24 protein-coding genes are annotated in these 24029 nt (G+C 67.8%); 15 read left to right on the top strand and 9 right to left on the bottom strand.

Annotated elements, in window-relative coordinates; all coding sequences use genetic code 11:
* Nucleotides 1–72: 72 nt before the first annotated feature.
* From purL to Q0938_RS05145, 3 genes are all read right to left on the bottom strand, one after another.
* Entirely contained in the window at nt 73–2253 is a 2181-nt protein-coding gene (gene purL / locus Q0938_RS05135) for a phosphoribosylformylglycinamidine synthase subunit PurL (protein WP_299359915.1), read from the bottom strand.
* Between the two features lie 52 nt (nt 2254–2305).
* Nucleotides 2306–3235, bottom strand: a complete 930-nt coding sequence (locus tag Q0938_RS05140) for a hypothetical protein (protein WP_299359918.1) — start codon at nt 3233–3235, stop codon at nt 2306–2308.
* Nucleotides 3236–3527: 292 nt separating this feature from the next.
* Nucleotides 3528–4409 (bottom strand): LysR family transcriptional regulator, encoded by an 882-nt coding sequence (locus Q0938_RS05145; protein ID WP_299359921.1) that lies wholly within the window; start codon nt 4407–4409, stop codon nt 3528–3530.
* 152 nt (nt 4410–4561) lie between these two features.
* Here Q0938_RS05145 and Q0938_RS05150 point away from each other — a divergent pair, with 152 nt between their 5' ends.
* The 7 genes from Q0938_RS05150 to Q0938_RS05180 all read left to right on the top strand — a co-directional run bounded on the left by Q0938_RS05150 (nt 4562) and on the right by Q0938_RS05180 (nt 13071).
* On the top strand, nt 4562–7948 hold the full coding sequence (locus tag Q0938_RS05150) for an indolepyruvate ferredoxin oxidoreductase family protein (RefSeq protein ID WP_299359924.1): 3387 nt from the start codon (nt 4562–4564) through the stop codon (nt 7946–7948).
* 96 nt (nt 7949–8044) lie between these two features.
* Nucleotides 8045–8857, top strand: a complete 813-nt coding sequence (locus Q0938_RS05155) for an aspartate/glutamate racemase family protein (RefSeq protein ID WP_299359926.1) — start codon at nt 8045–8047, stop codon at nt 8855–8857.
* 18 nt (nt 8858–8875) lie between these two features.
* The gene (gene ccmE, locus Q0938_RS05160; protein ID WP_299359928.1) at nt 8876–9325 is read left to right on the top strand and encodes a cytochrome c maturation protein CcmE; all 450 of its coding nucleotides are present in this window, start codon (nt 8876–8878) and stop codon (nt 9323–9325) included.
* Nucleotides 9326–9417: 92 nt separating this feature from the next.
* The gene (locus Q0938_RS05165) at nt 9418–10029 is read left to right on the top strand and encodes a holin-associated N-acetylmuramidase (protein ID WP_299359930.1); all 612 of its coding nucleotides are present in this window, start codon (nt 9418–9420) and stop codon (nt 10027–10029) included.
* The gene (locus tag Q0938_RS05170; RefSeq protein ID WP_299359932.1) at nt 10020–10529 is read left to right on the top strand and encodes a holin family protein; all 510 of its coding nucleotides are present in this window, start codon (nt 10020–10022) and stop codon (nt 10527–10529) included. The genes Q0938_RS05165 and Q0938_RS05170 overlap by 10 nt, the downstream gene beginning before the upstream one ends.
* Nucleotides 10530–10651: 122 nt before the next feature.
* The gene (locus Q0938_RS05175) at nt 10652–12610 is read left to right on the top strand and encodes a heme lyase CcmF/NrfE family subunit (RefSeq protein ID WP_299359934.1); all 1959 of its coding nucleotides are present in this window, start codon (nt 10652–10654) and stop codon (nt 12608–12610) included.
* Nucleotides 12607–13071, top strand: a complete 465-nt coding sequence (locus Q0938_RS05180) for a cytochrome c-type biogenesis protein (protein ID WP_299359936.1) — start codon at nt 12607–12609, stop codon at nt 13069–13071. The genes Q0938_RS05175 and Q0938_RS05180 overlap by 4 nt, the downstream gene beginning before the upstream one ends.
* A 31-nt stretch (nt 13072–13102) precedes the next feature.
* On the opposite strand, the gene Q0938_RS05185 is transcribed toward Q0938_RS05180, so the two are convergent.
* Together Q0938_RS05185 and Q0938_RS05190 are read right to left on the bottom strand one after the other, a co-directional pair.
* On the bottom strand, nt 13103–13789 hold the full coding sequence (locus Q0938_RS05185; RefSeq protein ID WP_299359938.1) for an NUDIX domain-containing protein: 687 nt from the start codon (nt 13787–13789) through the stop codon (nt 13103–13105).
* Complete coding sequence (locus Q0938_RS05190) at nt 13786–14139, bottom strand: DUF983 domain-containing protein (protein ID WP_299360351.1); 354 nt, start codon at nt 14137–14139, stop codon at nt 13786–13788. Before Q0938_RS05190 ends, Q0938_RS05185 begins: the two co-directional genes overlap by 4 nt.
* A 322-nt stretch (nt 14140–14461) precedes the next feature.
* Between Q0938_RS05190 and Q0938_RS05195 the strand changes: the two genes are divergently transcribed.
* From Q0938_RS05195 to Q0938_RS05205, 3 genes are read left to right on the top strand one after another with little or no spacing between them, the layout of a single operon-like run.
* Nucleotides 14462–14746 (top strand): DUF3572 family protein, encoded by a 285-nt coding sequence (locus Q0938_RS05195; RefSeq protein ID WP_299359941.1) that lies wholly within the window; start codon nt 14462–14464, stop codon nt 14744–14746.
* A gap of 49 nt (nt 14747–14795) precedes the next feature.
* Entirely contained in the window at nt 14796–15401 is a 606-nt protein-coding gene (locus Q0938_RS05200; protein ID WP_299359944.1) for a heme NO-binding domain-containing protein, read from the top strand.
* Nucleotides 15398–16546 (top strand): GGDEF domain-containing protein, encoded by a 1149-nt coding sequence (locus Q0938_RS05205; RefSeq protein WP_299359947.1) that lies wholly within the window; start codon nt 15398–15400, stop codon nt 16544–16546. The genes Q0938_RS05200 and Q0938_RS05205 overlap by 4 nt, the downstream gene beginning before the upstream one ends.
* A gap of 36 nt (nt 16547–16582) precedes the next feature.
* Here Q0938_RS05205 and Q0938_RS05210 read toward each other — a convergent pair whose 3' ends face one another.
* A complete protein-coding gene (locus Q0938_RS05210) occupies nt 16583–17533 on the bottom strand; it encodes a nucleoside hydrolase (protein ID WP_299359949.1) in 951 nt (316 codons plus the stop codon).
* An 88-nt stretch (nt 17534–17621) separates the two neighbouring features.
* Here Q0938_RS05210 and Q0938_RS05215 point away from each other — a divergent pair, with 88 nt between their 5' ends.
* The 4 genes from Q0938_RS05215 to Q0938_RS05230 all read left to right on the top strand — a co-directional run bounded on the left by Q0938_RS05215 (nt 17622) and on the right by Q0938_RS05230 (nt 21172).
* Nucleotides 17622–19460, top strand: a complete 1839-nt coding sequence (locus tag Q0938_RS05215) for an ATP-binding cassette domain-containing protein (RefSeq protein WP_299359951.1) — start codon at nt 17622–17624, stop codon at nt 19458–19460.
* Between the two features lie 238 nt (nt 19461–19698).
* A complete protein-coding gene (gene rplU / locus Q0938_RS05220) occupies nt 19699–20226 on the top strand; it encodes a 50S ribosomal protein L21 (protein ID WP_366942731.1) in 528 nt (175 codons plus the stop codon).
* Nucleotides 20227–20229: 3 nt separating this feature from the next.
* Entirely contained in the window at nt 20230–20499 is a 270-nt protein-coding gene (gene rpmA, locus Q0938_RS05225) for a 50S ribosomal protein L27 (RefSeq protein WP_299359954.1), read from the top strand.
* A 91-nt stretch (nt 20500–20590) separates the two neighbouring features.
* A complete protein-coding gene (locus tag Q0938_RS05230) occupies nt 20591–21172 on the top strand; it encodes a GNAT family N-acetyltransferase (RefSeq protein WP_299359957.1) in 582 nt (193 codons plus the stop codon).
* An 11-nt stretch (nt 21173–21183) separates the two neighbouring features.
* On the opposite strand, the gene Q0938_RS05235 is transcribed toward Q0938_RS05230, so the two are convergent.
* On the bottom strand, nt 21184–21717 hold the full coding sequence (locus Q0938_RS05235) for a hypothetical protein (protein ID WP_299359960.1): 534 nt from the start codon (nt 21715–21717) through the stop codon (nt 21184–21186).
* Between the two features lie 149 nt (nt 21718–21866).
* Between Q0938_RS05235 and Q0938_RS05240 the strand changes: the two genes are divergently transcribed.
* Nucleotides 21867–22295, top strand: a complete 429-nt coding sequence (locus tag Q0938_RS05240; RefSeq protein ID WP_299359962.1) for a SufE family protein — start codon at nt 21867–21869, stop codon at nt 22293–22295.
* Here Q0938_RS05240 and Q0938_RS05245 read toward each other — a convergent pair.
* Nucleotides 22277–22831 (bottom strand): glutathione peroxidase, encoded by a 555-nt coding sequence (locus tag Q0938_RS05245; protein ID WP_299359964.1) that lies wholly within the window; start codon nt 22829–22831, stop codon nt 22277–22279. The two genes, Q0938_RS05240 and Q0938_RS05245, sit on opposite strands and share 19 nt — an antisense overlap.
* A complete protein-coding gene (gene mnmA, locus Q0938_RS05250) occupies nt 22828–23997 on the bottom strand; it encodes a tRNA 2-thiouridine(34) synthase MnmA (protein ID WP_299359966.1) in 1170 nt (389 codons plus the stop codon). Before mnmA ends, Q0938_RS05245 begins: the two co-directional genes overlap by 4 nt.
* Nucleotides 23998–24029: the final 32 nt, after the last annotated feature.

Consider the following 24029-nt stretch of genomic DNA (forward strand, 5'->3'; position numbering starts at 1 on the left):
GCTATGGCAACGCCCGATCAGGTGACCCGTTCCACTGACCTTTGTCAGTCCGGTGCCCCAAGTTGCGCCGCGTCAGGCGTGATCCGGAAGGTCGCCGCCGATCGCGGCCGAGAACGCCCCGCGATAAAGTTGCGACAGCGCCTGCAGCGGGGCGGTGTCGTCGCCCAGCCGGACCGTGTCGCCACCGAACTGTCCCACCGGCATCAACGGCACCGACGCGTCTTGGGCGGCCCGCGTCAATGTCGCCACCCGGTCTGCCGGGCAGGCGACCAGATACCGGGCCTGATCCTCGCCGAACAGAAAGCCGATATCGGCGCTGTCCAGCGCGACCCCGATCCCCGCGGCCTCGGCCAGTTCGAACGCGGCCAGCGCCAGCCCGCCATCGGACAGGTCGGTGCAGGCGCTGAAGGCCTCCCGGTTGGCGAGGATGAAGTCACCGTGGCGCCGTTCCGCCTCAAGATCGACCTGGGGCGCGTCACCGGCCTCGACCCCGAAAGCTTCGCAGGCGAGCGCGGACTGACCCAGATGTCCGCGGCTGCGCCCCACCATCAACGCGACGTCGCCGTCAGCGGGGCGTCCCGCGATCAGGTCGCCCAGGTCGTCGATCAGCCCGACGCCGCCGATGGTGGGGGTGGGCAGGATCGGCTTGCCGTCCGTCTCGTTGTAAAGCGAGACGTTCCCCGACACGATCGGGAAGTCCAGGGCCCGGCATGCCTCGCCGATGCCTTGGATCGCGCCCACCAGTTGCCCCATGATCTCGGGCTTTTCGGGATTGCCGAAATTCAGGTTGTCGGTCGCCGCAAGCGGTGTCGCGCCGCACGCAACCAGATTGCGCCATGCCTCGGCCACGGCCTGCTTGCCGCCCTCGACGGGGTTGGCGCGGACATAGCGGGGCGTGACGTCGCTGGTGAACGCCAGTGCCCTGTTGGTTCCGTGGATCCGCACCACCCCGGCGCCCAGACCCGGACGACGTACCGTGTCGGCGCCGACCTGCGTGTCGTATTGTTCCCAGACCCACGCCTTGTGGGCGTGGTTGGGCGCCCCGATCAGCGCCTCGAGCGCGGCCATGGGACGGATCGGCGGCAGCGTGTCCATGGGCGGGGCAATGGGCGTTTCCACCCAGGGCCGGTCGTATTCCGGCGCGGTGCCGGACAGCGCCGCAAGCGGCAGGTCGGCCTTGACCGTGTTGCCGTGCATGATCAGGAACCGATCCTCGGCAATGGTCTCGCCGACCACTGCAAAGTCGAGGTCCCATTTCTCGAAGATCTCGCGCGCCACCTGTTCCTTGTCGGGGCGCAGGACCATCAGCATGCGTTCCTGGCTTTCCGACAGCATCATCTCGTACGCTGTCATCGCCGCTTCGCGCGTGGGCACCCGGTCGAGGTCCAGACGGATGCCAAGCCCGCCCTTGTCGCCCATCTCGACGGCCGAGCAGGTCAGGCCCGCGGCGCCCATGTCCTGAATCGAGATGATCGCATCGGTTTCCATCAGTTCGAGGCAGGCCTCCAGCAGGCACTTCTCGGTGAACGGATCGCCGACCTGAACGGTCGGGCGCTTTTCTTCGATCGTGTCATCGAACTCGGCGCTGGCCATCGTGGCGCCGCCGACGCCGTCGCGGCCGGTCTTCGCGCCCAGATACACGACCGGCATGCCGACCCCTGACGCCGCGGAATAGAAGATGCGGTCGATCGGCGCGATCCCGGCCGCAAAGGCGTTGACCAGACAATTCCCGTCATAGGCTCGGTGAAACCGGACCTCGCCCCCGACATTCGGCACCCCGAAGGCGTTGCCATAGGCGCCGATCCCCTCGACGACGCCCTTGACCAGATGCGCGGTGCGGGGGTGGTCGGGCCGTCCGAACGACAGCGAATCCATCACAGCCACAGGCCGGGCGCCCATCGTGAATACGTCCCGCAGGATGCCGCCGACGCCGGTCGCGGCGCCCTGGTGCGGTTCGATATAGCTGGGGTGGTTATGACTCTCCATCTTGAAGACCACGGCGAGCCCGTCGCCGATGTCGACGACACCGGCATTCTCACCCGGGCCGCAGATCACCCGTTCGCCGGTGGTGGGCAGCGTCCGCAGCCACTTCTTCGATGACTTGTAGGAACAATGTTCGTTCCACATCGCCGAAAAGATGCCCAGCTCGGTAAAGCTGGGCTCGCGCCCGAGCAGATCGAGGATGCGCTGGTACTCGTCCGGCTTCAGCCCGTGTGCCGCGATCAGGTCGGGGGTGATGGCTGGCTCCTGCATGGCGGTCCTTTCCGGCGCGGCTGGTTGGCGTCTTGTAGGTTGCGGCGGCGCGTCAATCCAGCCGGATCGACAGGTCGAAGGGCAGGGGCCCGGCGGCTGACTGGGCCGTGCCGGCTTTCTTCAGCACCCGCAGTTCCTGCTGTCCGGTCGGCAGGTCCACGGCGGCGTTCGGCGTCATCGGGACCGACACCGCGGAATAGAGCACCAGCTGCACGGAGTCGGCGCTGTCGGCCCTGTCGGTCAGGGTCACGCGCCGGCCGACCCCGGCCGGGATCGTGAACCGGCAGATCGTGTCGCCCCGCACGACGCCTGCAACCCGGTTCACGCCACGATTAAGCAGGTTGTTGGCCGGGCACCCGTCCGGAACCGGCAGCGGGGTCACGGGCACGGTCGTGATCGCGGCGGGATCACCGGCTTGCACGGGTGCAGGGGTGGTGACCGGCACCGGCGTGGGTGGCGACACCGTCGTCGGGACCGCTGTCGCTGACCGCGCCGCCGGCCGCGCGCCGGCGGCCGCCGTTGGGGGCGTGGCGGCGGCCGACCGCGCCGCCGGTCGGGCGGCCGGGCGCGGTCCCGGCGAACCGGGTGGCGCGTCGGACCATTTGAGGCGCAGCGTGAAACCCCGCTGGGGGGGCGCATCAAGGGGGGCTACACCCGACGCGGCGGCCGTTTGGGGAGACACTCGAACGGTGACGTTGCCCGGCTCGTGCAACTGGACCGGGGTGGCACCGAACACCTGCCCGTCCGCTTGCGCAATCGACAGTTGCAGCCCGATGCCATTGAGCAAATCGGCGGTCAGCCACCGTCCGGGACGCACCGGCAGCGTGTAGACACACGGCTCGCCGCCCACCATCGTCGCGGCGACCGCTCCGGTCGAGCGTTCGGGATCCATCTGGATCTGGCCGCCGCACTCGGCGGCGGCGGCGAGGGTGCCGGCACTGCTCAGCGCAGCGGCAAGGAAGACGCTCGGCAATCTGGGCATCGGTTCTCTCCGTTCTGGAAGCAGACCGTTTGTGCCACGCGCATCCGGCCCGTGCACCCATGGCGCGATCACATCCCGGAAAGCGGATCGGGGGCGCCGGACGGCAAAAAAAAGCCGGGCACGAGGCCCGGCCCAAGTCCAACAGGGAGGTGAAGGACACGGCTCGCGCCACATCGCTTCGTTAACCGAACTAAGACGCGAGCGCGACACATGCAAGACAGGGTATGCAGCAAGCGCAGCATAACCGCATTGCGCGTGTGGAATACGTCACAGGATGCGGGTCCGAGTGGAGTCAGCGACGCATCGTCTGGATCTCTTCCAGAACGAAATCACGGAAGGCCATGACACGTCGCGAACCACGCAACTCCTCGGGAAACGCCAGGAAAACGGGTACTTCGGTGCTTTCGACGGCCGGAAGGACCCGGACCAGATGCGGGAAATCGTGCGTCAGATAATCCGGCAGCACCCCGATCCCGACGTGGTTCAGAACGCCCTGAAGAACGCCGAAATAATTATTCACCATCAGCGTCGAGACGACGTTCTGTGCCAGCAACATCTGCACCAGTGCCGCCCCGGAACTGACCTGGGGGGTGGCAAGGCTTTGGCAGATCAGGCGGTGTGGGCCCAGATCGGTCAGCTCCGCCGGCGTTCCCGTCTGGTCCAGGTAGTCCTGCGACGCATAAAGCCGCATACGGATGTTCAGCAGGCGCCGGCGAATCAGGTCCGCCTGGCTCGGCTCCTTCATCCTGATGGCGACGTCCGCCTCGCGCATGGGCAGGTCCAGCACCCGCTCCTCCAGCATCAGGTCGATCTTCAGGTCCGGGTAGCGCGCGAACAGCTTGGCGAGGCGTGGCACCAGCCACATCGTCCCGAACCCCGTCGTGGTGGTGACGCGCAGTTCGCCGAAGACGTGTTCCTCGCTGTCGCGGATCCGCGCCGCGGTGGTGTCGAGCTTGCGCGAGATCGATCGCGTGGCCTCGAACAGCATCTCGCCCTGCTCGGTGAGAATCAGGCCGCGGGCGTGACGATGGAACAGCGTCGTGCCCAGTGTCTCCTCGAGCGCCCGCACCTGCCGGCTGACGGCCGACTGCGACAGGTGCAGCGTGTCGCCGGCGTGGGTCAGGCTGCCGGCATCGGCAACGGCATGAAAGATCCGCAGCTTGTCCCAGTCCATGGCTCCACCCTGTTGTCATTATCGTTCTCGTTGAAGCACGGTCGTGCCGTGCCTGAGCGCACGCCTAGTCTGAAAGCCCGTACCAGAAAATCCTTTATCGGTCATATTTGCTGACCTATACTGCATCGGCCATCAGGTCGGGAGGAAGCGTGATGAGTATCCAGGTTTCGCTGGCGGACCGGTTCGACCTGTCCAAGCGCCATGTGCTGCTGAACGGAACGCAGGCGCTGGTCCGGCTGATGCTGATGCAGGCGGCCCGCGACAAGGCTGCCGGGCTGAACACCGCAGGTCTGGTGACCGGCTATCGCGGCAGTCCGCTGGGCGCGGTCGACCAGCAGATGACCCGAGCGCAGAAGGTCCTGGCGCCTGCCAACATCGTGTTTCAGCCCGGATTGAACGAGGATCTTGCGGCCACGGCCATCTGGGGCAGCCAGCAGGCCGAGTTGCGGGGCGAGGGGAAATACGACGGCGTCTTCGCGCTGTGGTACGGCAAGGGCCCCGGCGTGGACCGATCCGGCGATGTGATGCGCCACGCCAACATGGCCGGGTCGTCGCGCCACGGTGGGGTCGTGATGGCGATGGGCGACGACCATACCGGTGAAAGCTCGACCGTGCTTCACCAGTCCGACTGGGCGATGGTGGATGCCTACATGCCGGTGCTGTCGCCTGCGGGCGTGCAGGAGATCATGGATTACGGGCTGTACGGCTGGGCCCTGTCGCGGTCCGCCGGGGTCTGGACCGGGCTGAAGACCATGAAGGACACGGTCGAGGCGACGAGCGTCGTGGACGGCGATCCGTTCCGGCTGAAATTCGTGACACCCGCAGATTTCCAGATGCCCGAGGGTGGGCTGAACATCCGGTTGGGGGACACCCCGCTGGCCCAGGAAGCGCGGATGATCGACTACAAGCGCTTTGCGGCAGAGGCTTTTGCCCGGGCCAACCGGATCGACCGGAAGATGTGGGGGCGTCCCGACGCCCGGATCGGCATCATCGCCGCGGGCAAGAACTGGCTGGACGTCGTCCACGCGCTGAGCCTGCTGGGGATCGACGAGGCCGAGGCAGAGCGGCTTGGGATCAGCACCTACAAGGTCGGTCAGACCTGGCCGATGGACATGAGGTCGTTCCAGGAATGGTCCGAGACCCTGGATCTGGTGATCTGCGTCGAGGAAAAGCGCAAGCTGATCGAGGTTCAGGTCAAGGAAGCGATCTTCGACAACCGGCATGGCCGCCGGGTGATCGGGTGGCGCCACGACCGAACCCATGAAGAGGTGTTTCCGACCCGCTACGCGCTGGACCCGGTGACCATCGCCCAGAAGCTGGGCGAGATCCTGATCGAGGAAGGCCGCCGGACCGACCGTCTGGACGCGGCGCTGGCGCGCATCGGCGAGAGCCGCCGCGCCGACAACGCCGCCGAGATCGCCGTGCGAACGCCATGGTTCTGCTCCGGCTGCCCGCACAACAGCTCGACCCGCATCCCCGACGGCAGCCGGGCCTATGCGGGGATCGGCTGCCACTACATGGTGCAGTGGATGGATCGCGAGACGTCGGGTTTCACCCAGATGGGCGGCGAGGGCGCAAACTGGATCGGCGAAGCGCCGTTTTCCACCCGCGACCATGTATTTCAGAACCTTGGCGACGGAACCTACAATCATTCGGGGATCATGGCGATCCGGGCGGCCAAGGCCGCGGAAACGAACATCACCTACAAGATCCTGTTCAACGACGCCGTGGCGATGACCGGCGGCCAGCCGAACGAGGGCGAGTTGAGCGCGGCCCAGATCGTGCGCGAATTGCAGGCGATCGGCGTGCCGACCGTGCTTGTCCACGACGAGAAGGAGGCGATCGACCGCGCCCAGTTCCCGTCCGGTCTGCGGATCGAGGAACGGGCCAATCTGATGGAGGTCCAGCGCGAACTGGCGCAGGTTCGGGGTGTCACCGCCATCGTCTATGTCCAGACCTGCGCCGCGGAAAAGCGCCGTCGCCGCAAGAAGGGCGCGTTTCCCGACCCGGATCGGCGCGTGTTCATCAACACCGATGTCTGCGAAGGCTGCGGGGATTGTTCGGTACAGTCGAACTGCGTCTCGGTCGTGCCCGTCGATACGGAACTGGGCCGCAAGCGCGCCATCGACCAGTCGTCCTGCAACAAGGACTACAGCTGCCTGCAGGGGTTCTGCCCCAGCTTCGTGACCGTCGAGGGCGGTCGCCCGCGCCGCCCCATGGCCGAGGCGTTCGACCTGCCCGATCTGCGTGACCCGCAGCTGCCATCGATCGAGGGGACCCACAACGTCGTCATCACCGGCGTGGGCGGCACCGGCGTCGTGACGATCGGTGCGGTGCTGGCGCAGGCGGCGCAGATCGACGGCAAGGGCGCCGGCATGATGGAAATGGCCGGCCTGGCGCAAAAGGGCGGGGCGGTCCACATCCATCTGCGCCTGGCGAACCGGCCCGAGGACATCAGCGCGATTCGCGTGGCGGTGGGCGAGGCCGATTGCATCATCGGCGGCGACCTGATGGTGACTGCCGGGGCGCGAACGCTGGGGCTGATGGCCAAGGGTGAAACCGGCGCGGTCGTGAACGAGCACGAGATCATCACCGGCGAGTTCACCCGCAACCGCGATTTCCGCGTACCGGCCGATCGGCTGAAGCTGTCGCTGCAGGCACGGTTGGGCGACCGCGTCGTGTTTTTCGATGCCTCGTCCCTGGCCGAGCGGATGCTGGGCGATTCGATCTATTCGAACATGCTGGTAACCGGCGCGGCCTTTCAGCAGGGGCTGATTCCGCTGAGCGAAGCGGCCATCATGGCGGCGATCGAGTTGAACGGGGCGAAGGTCGCGGAAAACCAGCGGGCGTTCCAGATCGGCCGCTGGGCGGTTCTGCATCCCGACGAGGTGACGGCCCCGGAACCCCCGACCCGTCTGCCCCGCGATCCGGTGGCTTATCGCGCCGCGCGGCTGGTCGACTACCAGGGCGAGCGGCTGAAGCAGCGCTTCCTGGATCTGGTTGCCCTAGCGCCCGCAGAGCTGCGCGACAGCGTCGCGCGCGGCTACTACAAGCTGCTGGCCTACAAGGACGAATACGAGGTTGCGCGCCTGCACCTGGACACCGCCGACCGGGTCGCCGCCGCGTTCGAAGGCGACGTGCGTCTGACCTATCATCTCGCGCCCCCGGTGCTGCCCGGACGCGATGGGCAGGGCCGTCCCCGCAAGCGCCAGTTCGGCCCCTGGATGGGGCGGGTGTTCCGGGTGCTGGCAGGTCTGAAGGGGCTGCGCGGCACGCCGCTGGACGTCTTCGGCTACATGCCCGAGCGGCGGCGCGAGCGGGCGATGATCGGCCAGTACGAGGCCGACATGCGCGAGGTCCTGCCGCTGGTCACGCCCGACACCATCGACCTGGTCCGGGAACTCGCCGAATTGCCGCTGGAGGTGCGGGGCTACGGGTTCATCAAGGATCAGGCCGCGGACGCGGCCGGGCCGCGCCGGCTCGAATTGCTGCAGGCCATTCGCGCCGGTGGCGCACCCGTCCGGCACGCAGCGGAATGACGTCGATGTGACGCTTGCACCCACCTGACGTGACTGAAGTCATGGCGTTTCGCGCCCGCGGCGCCTAGAACGCCGCTGAACAGGACGGAGCGGTCGATGGCGGTTGGGGTTTTCGATTCGGGGCTGGGCGGGCTGACGGTGCAGCAGGCCATCGCCGCGCGCATGCCCGATCTGCCGTTGGTCTATTTTGGCGACAATGCCCACGCCCCCTATGGGGTGCGCGATGCCGACGACATCTTTGCGCTGACCTGCGCGGCCGTCGAACGGTTGTGGCAGGACGGCTGCGACCTGGTGATACTGGCCTGCAACACGGCGAGCGCCGCGGCTCTGCGCCGCATGCAGGAAACATGGCTGCCCGCCGACAAGCGGGTGCTGGGCGTGTTTGTCCCGCTGATCGAGGCGCTGACCGAACGACACTGGGGCGACAACAGCCCGCCCCGCGAGGTCGCCGTCAAGCATGTCGCCCTGTTCGCGACGCCCGCGACGGTCGCCAGCCGGGCGTTCCAGCGTGAACTGGCGTTCCGTGCAGTCGGCGTCGATGTCGAGGCGCAGCCCTGCGGCGGCCTCGTCGACGCCATCGAGGACGGCGACGAGATCCTGGCCGAGGCACTGGTCCGGTCGCATGTCGAGGCGCTGAAGCGCCGCATGCCGCACCCGCAGGCCGCGGTGCTGGGCTGCACCCACTACCCCTTGATGGCCAAGGCGTTTCAGGACGCGCTCGGGCCCGACGTCAGCGTGTTTTCACAGGCTGATCTGGTTGCGGCCAGTCTGGACGACTATCTGAAACGTCGGCCGGAATTCGTCGGTCCCGGGACCGTCTCGCGCTTTCTGACCACGGGCGATCCCGCCCGCGTATCGGCCAAGGCCACGCAGTTCCTGCGCCGCCCCATCGTATTCGAACCTGCCTGAGGGATCCGGAGCACAGCCATGAAGTCGCTCAAGAAGACGAGACGTATCCAGCTGTTATCGGCGGCTGCCGTGGCGCTGACGCTGTCGGCGGTGCTGATCGGTTATGGCTTCCGCGACGGGATCAACCTGTACCGCTCGCCAACCCAGGTGGTCGAACAGGCGCCGTCGCCGGATGAATACTTCCAGCTTGGTGGGTTGGTGAAGGAAGGGTCGATCGTCAATCTCGACGGCGTCTCCTTCGACTTCGTGGTCACGGATGGCGGGAACGAGATCCCGGTCCGCTATGTGGGGGGCGAGCCGCGCCCCGACCTGTTCACCGAGAACTCGGGCACGATCGCCAAGGGTCACTATCGCGACGGTGTCTTCCAGGCCGATTCCCTGCTCGCCAAGCACGACGAGAACTACATGCCGCGCGAGGTGGTCGACACGCTGAAGGACCAGGGCGTCTATCAGGAACCGAATACCTGACTGCCGGCCGCGACCCCGCAACGCCCGCGAGGTTAAGCGGCGTTTAATGGCACCCGTTCAGCCTGTCCGCCTGATCACTTGCGGGGGCAGGGATGAAGACAGTGGAGCAGATCGCGGCCGAGATCGTGTCGCGCGAAGGTGGCTACGTGAACGACCCGGACGATCCCGGGGGCGCCACGAAATACGGTGTGACCATCGGGACGATGCGTCAGCTGGGGGTGGACCTGAACGGCGACGGCAAGGTCGGCGTCGATGATCTCAAGCTGCTGACGCGCGCGCAGGCGACGCGGATCTTTGTCGAGCATTATTTCAGCAAGCCCCAGCTCGACCGTCTGCCGGAATGCGTGCAGGCAAGCGTCTTCGACATGTACGTCAATTCCGGCTCGAACGCGGTCAAGATCCTTCAGCGGCTGGTCGCCCGGATGGGGTTTGCCTGCGCCGCCGACGGAGTCGTGGGGCCCCAGACGATCGCCGCCGCGCAGGCCGCCGCGGCCGCGGCGCCACGACATTTGGCCGACGCCTATGGCATCGCGCGGCGCAACTACTACTACGCGATCGCCGACGGCCGGCCCGCCAGCCGCAAATACGCCCGCAGCCGGGCCGGCGGGAAGGGCGGCTGGATCGCCCGGGCCGAGGCCTTCATCGCCTCCAGATATCACCTGACCACCAGCGAACATCAGAAGAGGACCGCAAGATGGGGATGATCGATCGCTTTCTCGGCGCCGGCAGCACCATCACCGCGATGGGCAACGCCGCAGGGCAGATGGCAGAGGTGTTTACGCCCAACCAGACCCGGCGGATGGAGCTGGACGAAGAGGCGTTTGCCCGCGCCATGGCCGAGCACGGGCAGGAATTCCAGTGGGCCGGGGGCAGCCATTTCGATGCGATGATCAACGGGTTGAACCGGTTGCCCAGACCGCTGCTGACCCTGGGGACCATGGGCCTGTTCGTCTATGCGATGGCAGAGCCGGTCGGCTTTGCGCAGCGCATGGAAGGCCTTGCGCTTGTGCCCGAGCCGCTGTGGTGGCTGATGGGCGCCATCGTCAGCTTCTATTTCGGCGCGCGCGAGGCGCATTATTTCCGCAGGCGCGTCTGGCCCAAGGCCAAGGTGACATCGACGGTCACGACGCCAGCCGGTGGCGGGGCGGACGATTTCTCGGACAATGCGGCGTTGCAGGACTGGGCCGCCGCATCGGCATCCTGAACGTTCTGCCACGCCGGCGCGCCGCCCACGGCAGCGTGACATTTTGACAGCTGCGGGGGACTGGCCCGCAGCCTGCACACGCCTTACTGTTGCCCCTCGGAAACCGTCCGGGGGGTCTTTCCATGATTGCCGAGCTTGGTCACGTCGCGCTGGTTCTGGCGTTCGTGGTGGCGCTGTTCCAGGTCGTTGTGCCGCTGCTGGGTGCAGCGCGCGGATGGGGCGCCTGGATGGACAGTGCCCGCCCGGCCGCCATGGCGCAGTTCGGGCTGCTGGGCATCAGCTTTGCCGCGCTCACCGTCGCCTTCATCACCTCGGATTTCTCCGTCGCGCTGGTCTATGAGAACAGCCACTCCAGCAAACCGATGCTGTACAAGGTCACCGGCGTCTGGGGCAATCACGAAGGATCGATGCTGCTGTGGGTGCTGATCCTCGCGCTGTTCGGCGCGGCCGCGGCCAGCTTCGGGGACAATCTGCCCCCCAGCCTGCGGGCGCGGGTGCTGGCAGTACAGGCCGCGATCGCCGCGGCGTTCCTCGCGTTCATCCTGTTCACCTCGAACCCGTTCGTGCGGCTGCCCAATCCGCCGTTCGACGGGCGGGACCTGAACCCGCTGCTGCAGGACCCCGGGCTCGCGTTTCACCCGCCCTTTCTCTACCTGGGCTATGTCGGGCTCAGCATCACCTTCAGCTTCGCCGTGGCGGCCCTGATCGAGGGGCGCGTGGATGCGGCCTGGGCGCGCTGGGTGCGGCCCTGGACCCTGTCGGCCTGGATGTTCCTGACCATCGGGATCGCGCTTGGATCGTGGTGGGCCTATTACGAACTGGGCTGGGGCGGGTTCTGGTTCTGGGACCCGGTCGAGAACGCGTCGTTCATGCCTTGGCTGCTGGCGGCGGCCCTGCTGCATTCCGCGATCGTCGTCGAAAAGCGCGAGACGCTGAAGGCCTGGACGATCCTGCTAGCGATCATGGCGTTCGGCTTCTCGCTGATCGGGACCTTCATCGTGCGCTCGGGGGTGATCACCTCGGTTCACAGCTTTGCCGCCGATCCCACCCGCGGGGTGTTCATCCTGGCCATTCTGGCGGTGTTTGTGGGCGGCGCCCTGACCCTGTTCGCGGCGCGCTCCAGCGCGATGACCACCCGCGCCGTCTTTGCACCGGTGTCACGCGAAGGCGCGCTGCTGCTCAACAACGTGCTGCTGGCGGTCGCGGCCTTCGTCGTCTTTGTCGGGACGATGTGGCCGCTGGTGGCCGAGTTCGCGGCCGGTCGCAAGCTGTCGGTTGGCGCGCCATTCTTCGAAAAGGCCTTCACGCCGTTCATGGTGGCGCTGGCCATCGCCCTGCCGATCGGGTCGATCCTGCCGTGGAAGCGCGGCAAACTGGGCCGCGCGACCGCCACGGTGCGGCCGGCGCTGATCTTTGCACTCGCGGTGGCGGCGCTCGTCTTTGCGGTGTCCACCGGCGAGTCCGCCCTGGCGGTCATCGGCGCCGGGCTCGGCGCGTGGCTGATCGCCGGCGCGGCGCTGGATCTGTGGCATCGCGCCGGTCGCGTGCGGTCGCGACTGGCGCAGCTGCCGCGGGCCGACTGGGGACGCGGGGTCGCGCATGCGGGACTTGGCGTCACCTTCATCGGCGTCAGCCTGCTGATGGCGTGGGATGTCGAGGACATCCGCGTCGCACAGATCGGCGAGCGGATGCAGATCGCGGGCTACGACGTGACACTGCAGGACGTCTCGGAAGTGGAGGGTCCGAACTATGTCTCGACCACGGCCACGCTGCTGGTGGAACGGGACGGTCGCGAAGTCACGGTGCTGCAGCCCGAAAAGCGCGTCTATCCCGTCCAGGCCATGCCCACGACCGAGGCTGCCATTTCCACGGGCCTGTTCCGCGACATCTATCTGGTGATCGGCGACGAACAGGCGGGCGGTGGCTGGGCAATCCGCAGCTACATCAAGCCGTTTGCGCTATGGATCTGGGTCGGGTCCGGACTGATGGCGCTTGGCGGGCTGTTGAGCCTGACCGACCGGCGGTACCGCGTCGCGGCCGCAGCCCGCCGCCAGCCGGTGCAGACGGTGCCGGCGGAATGACGAAGCTCAGGTCACTGGCGCTGGCATTGGTGCTTGTCGCGCAGCCGGTTCTGGCGGTCCAGCCGGACGAGGTGTTGCCTGATCCCGCGCTGGAGGCGCGGGCCCGCAGCATTTCGCAGGATCTGCGCTGTCCGGTCTGCCAGGGCGAGAACATCGACGAATCGAACGCGGCGATCAGCCGCGATCTGCGGCTTTACGTGCGCGAACGGCTGGTTGCGGGCGACAGTGACGCGCAGGTGGTCGATGCCGTCACGACCCGGTTCGGCGAGTTCGTCTTGTTCGAACCACGCGCTACCGGCAGCAACCTGATCCTGTGGCTCGCGGGACCGGTGATGGCCCTGGTCGGTCTGGGGATGGCCTGGCTGTTCCTGCGTCAGCGCAGGCCTGTCGCCGCACCCGCCGAAACCCTGACCGCGGAAGAGCGCGCCCGACTGGATCGGATCATGCGCGACGGCGGCTGACGGCGGCAGAAGCCGGCGCGCAGACGGACGCTCAGACGATCTGCCGGAAACCGGGTGTTGCGCTGGCGTTGTCGAAGAACGGCACCGTCGCCGGCGGCATCAGCGGACCGCTCCCCGCCTCCGCGATCAGGCGCTGAACCTCGGCTAGAACCACCTCGGTGATGAAGGGCAGGTTCAGCCGTCGCGCTTCGGTCAGCGCCACCCAGTGCAGGTGCGACAATTCGTCCGAGGCCCGGCTGAAATCATGGATGTCGCCCACCACGCTGGCCGCGTCGATCATGAAGAACCGCGCGTCGAAACGGCGCGGCCGCCCGGGCGGCGTGATTGCCCGAAACACGTAGATCAGCGCCGACGGGTCCGGCACCAGACCAGCCCGCTCGTATTCCGGCCAGCTTCGGTCGGCGCGTCCGGGTTGGCCGATCAGCAGCCCGGTTTCCTCGGCCAGTTCCCGCAGCGCCGCCGCGGCCAGTGCTGCCCCCCGGGCCTTGCCCTCGGCACGCAGATGCGCGTCCAGGCGGGCCATGCAGGCGGCATTCGGCGGCTGGCAATCCATCAGGTGGTCGTGCGCATCGACCGCGCCCCCCGGAAAGACGTATTTTGAGGGCATGAAGGCGGCTGCGGCACCGCGCATGCCCATCAGCACTGCGGGTCCACCGGGCGGCGTGCGATCCACCACCAGCACGCTTGCGGCGTCTCGGATCGGTGGATCGGCTGTCACGATGCGTCCGCCTCGCCCAGGCCAAACCCATGCATGCGCTTGGCCCATTGCAGGCCGACCATCGCCCCCTTGATCCGCGGCAGCAGGAGCAGCGACATGATGATCGCAGCGGCGCAGAACGCCAGGACCAGGGTCATCGGTGATGGCCGCCACGCCAAGTAGGCGGCGAGCAGCAGCGGACCGATGATGTGGGAGACGACGAGGATGGTGATGTAGGCCGGTCCGTCGTCGGTGCGCTGCGCGGTCAGATCCTCACCACAGGACGGGCAGGCGGGCCGCACCTTCAGATAGCTGGAGAAAAGCGATCCCGATCCGCAAGCGGGACACTGCCCGCGGGTGCCGCGCAGCATTGCGGGCCCGAGGTCGCGGTCATCCGCAGCCGCAAGGCTGCCGGTGGGCGACAGAGGCGTTGAGAGCGAGCGAGGGGCGGCGTCCATCTGACATCCTTCGGCGGTAAGAGGGGCGGTTGGGAAGATAGGTACTCGGAGTGGGAAAGAAAAGGAACGGGCGGCCCGTTCCCTGTGCCGTCGGCACTCGGTCAGGACAGGAATGCGACCCCCCCGTTCGACAGCCTTTACACCAAATGCCTGTCGCGCCACCCTGCGCGGGAGTGCTCGAAAATCCATTTCAGCCCCGCGTTGTGGCACATATCATTTCAGGAGAGGCAAGGGCATGATCACCGAAGCGGAACTCGCCACACTTGCCGACGCCGCCATCATCCATCTGGCCGCCGACCCCGAGCTCATGTCGGCCTTGATGGGGGCGAGCGGACTGGACCCTGCGCAGTTGCGACAGGCGGCTGAGCGACCCGAGCTTGCCTCCGCGCTGCTGGACTTCCTGTGCGAGACGGATCAGCGCCTGTTCGACTTCGCCCGTTCGGCCGGAATCCGGGCGGAACGCATCGCCTATGCCCGCGCCGCCCTGGAGGCGGGGCAGGTCGGTATCCACCCGCGTTGACGGTTTCTTCAGACCTGAGTGCTAGACGCCCGATGACGGAGAAGGTGTCATGCACGGGCTGGTCAATCGCCTGATCGAGGAATTTCTGCGCGCCAGATACGGTGAATCGCTGTGGCGAGAGGTCGCCGTGGCCTGCGAGGTCGATCCCCGCGGCTTTCACGCCATGAGGATGCATCCACCCCAACGGACCCGGCAGCTGATGACCACGGCCGCTTCGGAAATCGGGGTGAACGTGGGCGATCTGTCCGAGGATGTCGGCGCCTGGCTGGTGCAACTTGAACCGGTCAGGCGGCTGTTACGGTTCAGCGGACGCGATTACACCGAATTCCTGCTGGCGCTTGACCAGCTGCCCGGCCGGGCCGAGATGGTGGTGCCGAAGCTGGGCCTGCCGGCGCTGACGGTGATCGAGGACGGCGGCGACAGCTTCGTCGTGGACATCAACGGCGCCCCCGGGCTGTGGGCCTACATGCTGGCGGGGCTGCTGCGGCAGATGGCGGACGATTACGGCGCGCTGGCCCTGATCACGGTGGACAAGGCGCGCGGCGGGATCGTGGTCGACGTCCCCGACCAGGACTTCGCCCACGGCCGCAGCTTCGACCTCGTCGCGGAGGTCGGGGGCCGATCCCGGGTCGGATCGGTCGGGGCGCTGCCGTGAACGCTCGGATTTCGAACGGCAAGAATGCTGCGCCGGACGAGAAGAAGGACGCATTGCAGACCCGACTGGTCCGCGGCGCGGCCCCACAGGCAGAACCGCCTGGCATCGCGATCCCGACCGAGACGGCCCTGGGTCGGATCATGCCGATGGCCGCGGTCATCGGGCCGGACGGGCGAATCGCTTATGCAGGACCCACCCTGCGCAAGCTGATCGGGGACGTGACGCGGTTTGCATCCGCTTTCGATCCTATCCGCCACGCCCGCGCCTCGGGCCAGTCATCGCCCCTGCCGGACGAGGGGCGGGTGTTCCTGCGTCTGCGGGCGCATCCCGGCGTGACCCTGCGCGGTGACGCGGTCCGGCTGTGCGACGGCACGACGCTGCTGAACCTCGGCTTCGGCATCGGACTGGAAAGCGCGGTGCGGCAGTTCGCGCTGACCGACCAGGATTTCGCCAGCGCCGAACTGGCGATGGAGATGCTGTTCCTGCACGAGGCGAACGCCGCCATGCTGGCCGAACTGTCGCGGTCGAACCTGCAACTGGAAGAGGCCCGGCAGGCCGCCGAAGTGCAGGCCTTCACCGATCCGCTGACCGGGCTCTGCAACCGTCGTGGTGCACAGGCGGCGCTGGAACTGGCGATGCGGGCCGCATTCCCGGCAAGCGGACGGGGCCGGCAATTCGGACTGATCCATCTGGATCTGGACCTGTTCAAGGAACTGAACGACCTTCACGGTCATGCCGCAGGCGACGACATGCTGCGCGCCGTGGCGTTGAAGCTGCGCGAGGTGGTCCGCAGTGACGACGCCGTTGCACGGATGGGCGGGGACGAGTTCCTGCTGATCCTGCCCGGCCTCACCGACCGCTGCGGGCTGCAACGGCTGGCGCAGCGCATCATCCGGCGGATCGGATCGCCGGTGCCGGTGGGGCGGGCGACATGCCGGGTCTCGGCGAGCATCGGGATCAGCGTGTCGACCGCCTACGAGACTGCCGACGCCGAGACGATGCTGGAGGACGCGGACCGCGCCCTCTACGCGGCAAAGCACGCCGGACGCGCCCGGCTGGTGTTCGCCGAGGACCTGCCGCCCGGGCGGATCGACCGGGACGCCCCCCGGGGCAGGCGAGCGGAGGATCGGCCGGATCCGGCGTGATCGCCGCCCTCACCTGGAGAGCGGTCGCCGTTGCGGTCAGCCGGCGGCGGCCTTGTCCAGACTGGCTATCCGGCGGGCGATCAGATCGAACAGCTGTTCCGTCTCGACGTGGCGCAGGAACAGCGCGTTGGCCGGGCGATCGGTCACGCCCCACCAGTCCGCCACCGTCATGCCCGTGGTGAAGCGCCCCTCGGTCTCGATCTCGACGTTGATCCGTCTGCCGTCGAACAGGTCGGGCCGCAGCAACCAGGCGATCGTACACGGGTCATGCAGGGGCGCGCCGGCATTGCCGTATTTCTGCTGATCGTAGCGTTCGAAGAAGTCGGTCCAGCTGGCGACTGCCCGCCCCACCGGGCCGGTGACCCGCATCCGTTCCACCCAGGCACGCGAGGTGAGCGCCCGGTGGGTCAGGTCGAGCGGCAGCACCACCAGGTCCACGCCGGAGGCAAAGACGACCTGCGCGGCCTCGGGATCGACGAAGATGTTGAATTCGGCGGACGGGGTGACGTTGCCGACCTCGAAATAGGCACCCCCCATCATCACCACCTGCTTGACCCGGCCAACCACATCGGGCGCGCGGCGGAATGCCGTCGCGATGTTGGTCAGCGGGCCGATCGGCACCAGGGTCACCGTTCCCGCGGGCTCGCTGCGCAAGGTGTCGATCAGGAAATCGACCCCGTGGCGATCCTGCAGGGGCATGACGGGATCGGGCAGGGTGATCCCGTCCAGCCCCGACCGGCCGTGGACATGTTCGGCGGTCACCAGCCGGCGCTGTAGCGGGGCGTCGCAGCCGGCAAAGACCGGGATGTCGTCGCGTCCTGCCAGTTCGCACACGATCCGTGCGTTCCGGGCGGTCAGCGCCAACGGCACATTGCCCGCGACGCAGGTGATGCCCAGCACCTCCAGTTCCGGTGACGCCATGGCCAGCAGCAGGGCGACGGCGTCGTCCTGGCCCGGGTCGGTGTCGATAATGATCTTGCGCGCCATGCTGCCCCTTTTGCGGCAACCCTGCGTCCGCCGCATGCGAAGTCAAGTCGCGTTGACGGCCCTGCGCCGGCGGGATAGGCCGCCCGGCATGGCGCGGGCACCCCTTCTGCAACTGACGGATCTGTCGCTGTCCTTCGGCGGCCATCCGGTGTTCGACAACCTGTCCCTGACCCTGCAGCAGGGCGACCGGGTGGCCCTGGTCGGTCGCAACGGCTCGGGCAAGTCCACCCTGATGAAGGTGATGGCCGGCCTGGTCGAGCCCGACCGCGGCGCGGTGGTGATGCCGGCCGGGACCAGCGTGGGCTACATGGAACAGGACCCGGACCTGTCGGCATTTGCGACGCTTGGCGCCTATGCCGCGGCGGCACTGCCCGAAGGCGAGGCCTATCGCGTCGAGATGGCGGCCGAGGGGCTGAAGTTCGACCCCGACCGGCCGGTTGCCACCGCGTCTGGCGGCGAACGCCGCCGCGCAGCCCTGGCCCGGCTGCTTGCGCAGGCGCCCGACCTGATGCTGCTGGACGAACCGACCAACCACCTGGACATCGAGGCGATCGGCTGGCTGGAAGAGCAGCTCGCCGAAACCCGCGCCGCATTCGTGCTGATCAGCCATGACCGGGCGTTTCTGCGGGCCCTGACTAGGGCGACGCTGTGGATCGACCGCGGCGAGGTTCGCCGGCAGGATCGCGGCTTTGGCGGATTCGAGGACTGGCGCGAGGCGACCTGGGCGGCCGAGGATGCCGCCCGCCACAAGCTGGACCGCAAGATCAAGGCAGAGGCCCGCTGGGCGGTCGAGGGGATCAGTGCGCGGCGCAAGCGCAATCAGGGTCGGGTCCGGGCGCTGGCCGCGCTGCGGGCGGAGCGCAGCGCGCAGATCCGCCGCCAGGGTGCCGCCGCGATGGCCCTGGACAGTGGTCAACAATCCGGACGCCAGGTGATCATCGCCCGCGGCATCACCAAACGCTTCGACGACCGGGTGATCCTGCGCCCGTTCGATCTGCGCGTCCGGCGCGGCGACCGAGTTGCGTTCGTCGGGCCGAACGGCGTGGGCAAGACCACCCTGATCCGGATGCTGACCGGCGAGATCCCGCCCGACAGCGGCAGCGTGGCGCACGGCACCAAGCTGGACATCGCGGTGTTCGACCAGGCCAGGGCCGGGCTGGACGACCAGATGACCCTGTGGGAGGCGCTGACCGGCGACCCGGAGATGCGGGTCAGCGGCCGATCCGACCAGGTGATGGTGCGCGGCGCGCCGCGCCATGTGCTTTCCTATCTCAAGGATTTCCTGTTCGACGAGACGCAGGCCCGCTCACCGGTGAGGTCGCTGTCAGGGGGCGAAAAGGCGCGGCTGCTGCTGGCCCGCATCATGGCCCATCCGTCCAACCTGCTGGTGCTGGACGAACCGACCAACGATCTGGACATCGAGACGCTGGATCTGCTGCAGGACATCCTGGGCGACTATGACGGGACCGTGCTGCTGGTCAGCCACGACAGGGACTTCATCGACCGGGTGGCGGACATCACGGTGGCGATGGAAGGCGACGGGCGCGCGGTGGTCTATGCGGGCGGGTGGAGCGACTACCGCACCCAACGGGGCGCGGCGGGGGCAGTGGCGGCGCCTGACACGAGGTCGCCCGTGACCGCGCCGACGCCGCCCAGGTCGGCGGATGCCGAGCGGTCCAGGCGCGCCGTGGCCAAGCCGCAGCGGCTGAGCTTTACCGAGCGGCACCGCCTGGACAGCCTGCCGGACGAGATCACCCGGCTGGAGGCGGAGATCGCCCGACTGGGCGAATTCCTGTCCGACCCCGACCTGTTCGCCACGGCACCCGCGAAATTCGAGAAGGCGTCGGCGGCACTGGCCGACCGCCAGCACGCGCTGAGCGCGGCCGAGGAGGAATGGCTGTCGCTGGCCGAACGGAATGAGGGCTGATCGGGTCGCTCTTGCGGGACCGGACAGCATGCGGCTCGCGCCGGTATTGTGGCCGAACAGCAGTCGATTGGCGTCCGGGCGTTGACTTTGGGGCCTGCCTGCTAGATATACCCGCGGATGGGCCGGGCCTTCGCTCGGCTGATTTATCATTTTTTCAACAACCACCCGTTACAGGGTGCGCTGTCCGAGGCGGGATATCCCCACGAACTCCGGCATACGGGGCCACAGGGCGCGGCAGATGAAAGACGACGCGATGTTCGCAGTGCTCAAGACGGGCGGCAAGCAGTACCGGGTTCAACCCGGTGACGTGCTCCGCGTGGAAAAACTGGCGGCCGAGGCCGGCGACAGGGTCCGGTTCACGGAGATCCTGATGATGGGCACCACCATCGGTGCGCCGCTGGTGTCCGATGCCGGTGTGGTGGCCGAGGTCATCGACACCATCAAGGCCGACAAGGTCATCACCTTCCACAAGCGCCGCCGCAAGCATTCGTCCAAGCGGACCCGGGGGCACCGTCAGCAACTGACGCTGCTGCGCGTCACCGACCTGCTGGAATCCGGTGCGGGATCGTCCGACGTCAAGCTTGCCGTGGGCGCGCGGTCGGAGCGCCGGTCCCGCGTCGCAGGCGACGAACGCTATGCGATGAACAAGACCGATCAGGCCGAGATGAGCCGCCGCGTCGCCGAAGGCGAGGCCGGCGAAAAGTCGGCCGAGAAGTCGAACACCACCATGGCGTCCGACGTCACGACCGAAAGCAAGGAGGCCTGAGTCATGGCACACAAGAAAGCAGGCGGTTCGTCCCGCAACGGCCGCGATTCCGCCGGCCGCCGCCTTGGCGTCAAGCTGTTCGGCGGTCAGTCGGCCGCGGCCGGCAACATTATCGTTCGCCAGCGCGGCACCAAATGGTGGCCCGGGCAGAATGTCGGCATGGGCCGCGATCACACGCTGTTTGCGCTGACCGACGGGCACGTGACCTTCAAGAAGGGCCTCAAGGGCCGGACCTTCATCTCGGTCCAGCCCCGCGAAGAGGCCGCCCAGTAAGTCGATCCGGACCGAAGACGACAGGGGATCGGCGCAGGCCGGTCCCCTTCGCTTTGTCGCGCCCCTTCCCGACCACGCGAGGAGAGAGCAGATGGCCGATCTGGCCCTCGATCGTCACTCTGCGCCCCGGCCGACTCCCCGGCCGGCCGAGGGCACGCAGCCCACGATAGCAGCAGGGCGATTCGCCCTTCGCCCTCTGCGTCCTTCGGACGCCGGGCTGATCGCGCATTACATGGCCGATCGGCGACTTGCCGAAGGGACGCGGACGATCCCGCATCCGCTGCCCCCCGGTGCGGCCCAGGCCTACGTGACCCGGGCGCTTGCCCCTGACCGGCAACAGGATGTCTGGGCCATCGACGCGTCTGCGTTCGACCAGTGCGAACTGGTCGGCGTCGTGTCTCTGACCCGGCTGGAGGACGAGCGGTCCGAACTGGAGTTCTGGATCGGGCCCGGATTCTGGAACACCGGTTTCGCGACCGAGGCGGTTCAGGCCTTGGTCTCCGCGAACCCACACGGTGCCCGGACGATCTTTGCCGAGGCGTTCCAGGACAATCCGGGTTCCGCCAAGGTGCTGACCAACTGCGGCTTTTCCTATCTCGGAAATGCCGAAAGCTGGTCGGTCGCGCGGCGGGCACGGGTGCCGACCTGGACCTATCTGCGCCAGATGCGCTGACGCCGCCCTGTTCAGCGCTGCAGGGAGATCGCGTTTGCAGCGCCCAGGATCACCACCTGCCGGATCCCGGTCAGGGCGGTGGTGCTGATTGCGAGGGCGGTGGTGATCGTGTCGCCGCCGGGCTGCGCCACCCGCTGCGGCTGGTCGGCGGGCGGGGGCGACGCGAGCAACCGCAGCCGCAGGACCCCATCGTCATCGGCCCGCAGACGCCCCGCGGGCTGCGGCGTTTCGGGCACCAAGGCCACGTTCCACCAGCCCGTGGTGGCGGGCAGGGCGGTCACCACCAGCAGACGTCCTTCGGTCAGCGGCTCCCACCGGGCGGACAGGATCTGGTTCACCGGCAGGCGGGCGTCCTGGCGCTGATAGCCGGCGGCGGGTTCGAGAGTTTCCGGAGCCCGGGCGGATCCCGACCCCTGCAGCCAGCGCCACGGCTTCAGGGCGCTGTCGGCCATCCCGCATCCCGACAGGATCAGCGGAAAGGCGGCCAGCGCCAGCAGCGATCTGGCGGCGGGTCCGATCGACAGGCGGCGGGAACGACTGGGCATCACGATCCTCGGGCGTTGCGTCTGTGTTCTGATAGGCCATCCGGACCGGGCTCGGAAGGGGCCGCTGCGCCGCGCCCCGCCACGATGACCAGCTTTGACCCTGCAGGCCGGGCACGCTAAGACGAGACGCCACCCGAAAAGGAGCTGCCATGGCCACCCCCGCCTTCGAAGCGCTCGTCGACGACTTCGCCTTCTTCGATGACTGGGAGGATCGTTACCGGCACGTGATCGAGCTTGGCAAGGCGATGCCGCCGATGGATCCCGCCCTGCAGGTGCCCGCCACCAAGGTGGACGGCTGCGCAAGCCAGGTCTGGATCCACCCGCAGATCCATGACGGAAAGTTCGATTTCCAGGGCGACAGCGACGCGCTGATCGTCCGGGGTCTGATTGCGGTTCTGCACCAGCTTTATGCCGGGCTGCCGCCCGACGAGGCGGCCCGGGTCGACGCGCCTGCCGAACTCGCCCGGCTCAGTCTGCAGGACCATCTGTCGGCGCAGCGATCGAACGGGCTGCGCGCGATGGTCGAGCGTCTGCGCAGCCACGCGGCGGCCGCCGCGGATCAGGCGGCGGCCGGCTGATCAAGGGCGGCGTCGACCGCCTGCACCAGGCGCGGGTCGTCGGGGGCGACGTTCGGCGCGAACCGCCCGACCACGCGGCCATCCCGGCCGATCAGGAACTTCTCGAAGTTCCAGTGCACTTCCGGCGGGTCGACCGTCTCGATTCCCTTGCCATTGAGCCGTTCCCGCATCGGACCGTCACCCTCGGCCGTCCCCAGGGCCCCGACAAGCGCCGCATAGAGCGGCTGCTTCTCGGGCCCGGTGACAGGGCCCTTGGCGAACAGCGGGAAGGTGACGTCGTAGGTCAGGGAACAGAACTCCGCGATCTCCGCGTCCGATCCGGGTTCCTGTCCACGGAAATCGTTCGACGGAAATCCCAGAACGACAAAGCCGCGGTCCTTGCGGGTGCGATACAGGGATTCCAGCGCCTCGTATTGCGGCGTGAGGCCGCATTTCGACGCGACGTTCACGACCAGCCGGACCTGACCGGCCCAATCGGCCAGAGTCGCGCGGCTGCCGTCGTTGCGGGTGAGTTCGATCGTCTGCAGGTCGGTCATGCCGCGCGTTCCCTTGTCTGGATCCAGCCGCCGCCCAGGACGCGCGTGCCGTCGGTTTCGTAAAAGACACAGGCCTGACCGGGGCTGACGCCCTCCTCGGCCTCAATCAGTTCGACCGTCGCGCTATCCGATCCTGTCGGGCGCAGGATGGCGGCGCGCGGCGGGCGCGTCGATCGGATCCGGACCGCGATCTCGCGCGCCGGCATGTCGGTGAAGTCGCCGTCGCCGATCCAGTTGATCTCGGCGATCGGGACGGTCCGGGTGGCCAGTGCGGACCGGGGACCGACGACGACCTGGCGGCGCGCGGGATCCAGCCGCACGACGTAGAGCGGCTCTCCCAATCCTCCGATGGCAAGCCCGCGACGCTGGCCGATCGTGTAGTGGATCACACCCTTGTGGGTGCCCAGCACGGTCCCGTCCAGATCGACGATGTCGCCGGGATCGGCGGCACCCGGCCGCAGCTTTTCGATCACGCTGGCATAGTTGCCGTTGGGCACGAAGCAGATGTCCTGGCTGTCCGGCTTGTCCGCCACAGTCAGGCCATACCGGGTCGCCAGCGCCCGGGTCTCGGCCTTGCTGGCCAGCCCGCCCAGCGGAAAGCGCAGGAACTCCAGCTGTTCGCGCGTGGTGGAGAACAGGAAATAGCTCTGATCCCGCTGTGAATCTGCGGCCATGTGCAGTTCGGCCCCGCTCGGCCCCGTGCGGCGGCGGATGTAGTGGCCCGTGGCCATGCAGTCCGCATCCAGATCGCGCGCCGTTTCCAGCAGGTCGCGGAACTTCACCCGTTCGTTGCAGCGGATGCACGGCACCGGGGTCGCGCCGCCCAGGTAGGCGTCCGCAAACTCCTCGATCACCGACTCGCGAAAGCGATTCTCGTAATCCAGGACGTAGTGGGGAAAGCCGATTCGCTCGGCAACGCGGCGGGCGTCGTGGATGTCCTGTCCGGCGCAGCAGGCACCCTTTTTGGCCAGGGCGGCGCCGTGATCGTACAGCTGCAGCGTGACACCGACCACGTCATAGCCTTCGTCCGCCAGCATCGCCGCGACAACGGAGCTGTCCACCCCGCCCGACATCGCGACGACCACCCGCGTCTGCGCCGGGGGCTTGGGAAAACCCAGAGAGTTCAGCGCGTTGCCGCGCAGCGGGACAGGGGTGGCGATGGTCATGCCGCAGGTTCCTTGATCCGGCGCATCCAGTG

The organism is uncultured Paracoccus sp. (genome assembly GCF_947496875.1).
Taxonomy (GTDB): Bacteria; Pseudomonadota; Alphaproteobacteria; order Rhodobacterales; family Rhodobacteraceae; genus Paracoccus.

Excerpts from the sequence above, each read along its gene's own strand:
- Q0938_RS05145 (WP_299359921.1), bottom strand. The coding sequence starts at position 4,409 with ATGGACTGGGACAAGCTGCGGATCTTTCATGCCGTTGCCGATGCCGGC.
- Q0938_RS05190 (WP_299360351.1), bottom strand. The coding sequence starts at position 14,139 with ATGCTGCGCGGCACCCGCGGGCAGTGTCCCGCTTGCGGATCGGGATCG.
- Q0938_RS05230 (WP_299359957.1), top strand. The coding sequence starts at position 20,591 with ATGGCCGATCTGGCCCTCGATCGTCACTCTGCGCCCCGGCCGACTCCC.
- Q0938_RS05165 (WP_299359930.1), top strand. The coding sequence starts at position 9,418 with ATGAAGACAGTGGAGCAGATCGCGGCCGAGATCGTGTCGCGCGAAGGT.
- Q0938_RS05240 (WP_299359962.1), top strand. The coding sequence starts at position 21,867 with ATGGCCACCCCCGCCTTCGAAGCGCTCGTCGACGACTTCGCCTTCTTC.
- Q0938_RS05200 (WP_299359944.1), top strand. The coding sequence starts at position 14,796 with ATGCACGGGCTGGTCAATCGCCTGATCGAGGAATTTCTGCGCGCCAGA.
- Q0938_RS05175 (WP_299359934.1), top strand. The coding sequence starts at position 10,652 with ATGATTGCCGAGCTTGGTCACGTCGCGCTGGTTCTGGCGTTCGTGGTG.
- Q0938_RS05180 (WP_299359936.1), top strand. The coding sequence starts at position 12,607 with ATGACGAAGCTCAGGTCACTGGCGCTGGCATTGGTGCTTGTCGCGCAG.
- Q0938_RS05245 (WP_299359964.1), bottom strand. The coding sequence starts at position 22,831 with ATGACCGACCTGCAGACGATCGAACTCACCCGCAACGACGGCAGCCGC.
- mnmA (WP_299359966.1), bottom strand. The coding sequence starts at position 23,997 with ATGACCATCGCCACCCCTGTCCCGCTGCGCGGCAACGCGCTGAACTCT.
- Q0938_RS05140 (WP_299359918.1), bottom strand. The coding sequence starts at position 3,235 with ATGCCCAGATTGCCGAGCGTCTTCCTTGCCGCTGCGCTGAGCAGTGCC.
- Q0938_RS05235 (WP_299359960.1), bottom strand. The coding sequence starts at position 21,717 with ATGCCCAGTCGTTCCCGCCGCCTGTCGATCGGACCCGCCGCCAGATCG.
- Q0938_RS05155 (WP_299359926.1), top strand. The coding sequence starts at position 8,045 with ATGGCGGTTGGGGTTTTCGATTCGGGGCTGGGCGGGCTGACGGTGCAG.
- rplU (WP_366942731.1), top strand. The coding sequence starts at position 19,699 with ATGAAAGACGACGCGATGTTCGCAGTGCTCAAGACGGGCGGCAAGCAG.
- ccmE (WP_299359928.1), top strand. The coding sequence starts at position 8,876 with ATGAAGTCGCTCAAGAAGACGAGACGTATCCAGCTGTTATCGGCGGCT.
- Q0938_RS05215 (WP_299359951.1), top strand. The coding sequence starts at position 17,622 with ATGGCGCGGGCACCCCTTCTGCAACTGACGGATCTGTCGCTGTCCTTC.
- rpmA (WP_299359954.1), top strand. The coding sequence starts at position 20,230 with ATGGCACACAAGAAAGCAGGCGGTTCGTCCCGCAACGGCCGCGATTCC.
- Q0938_RS05210 (WP_299359949.1), bottom strand. The coding sequence starts at position 17,533 with ATGGCGCGCAAGATCATTATCGACACCGACCCGGGCCAGGACGACGCC.
- Q0938_RS05170 (WP_299359932.1), top strand. The coding sequence starts at position 10,020 with ATGGGGATGATCGATCGCTTTCTCGGCGCCGGCAGCACCATCACCGCG.
- Q0938_RS05150 (WP_299359924.1), top strand. The coding sequence starts at position 4,562 with ATGAGTATCCAGGTTTCGCTGGCGGACCGGTTCGACCTGTCCAAGCGC.
- purL (WP_299359915.1), bottom strand. The coding sequence starts at position 2,253 with ATGCAGGAGCCAGCCATCACCCCCGACCTGATCGCGGCACACGGGCTG.
- Q0938_RS05195 (WP_299359941.1), top strand. The coding sequence starts at position 14,462 with ATGATCACCGAAGCGGAACTCGCCACACTTGCCGACGCCGCCATCATC.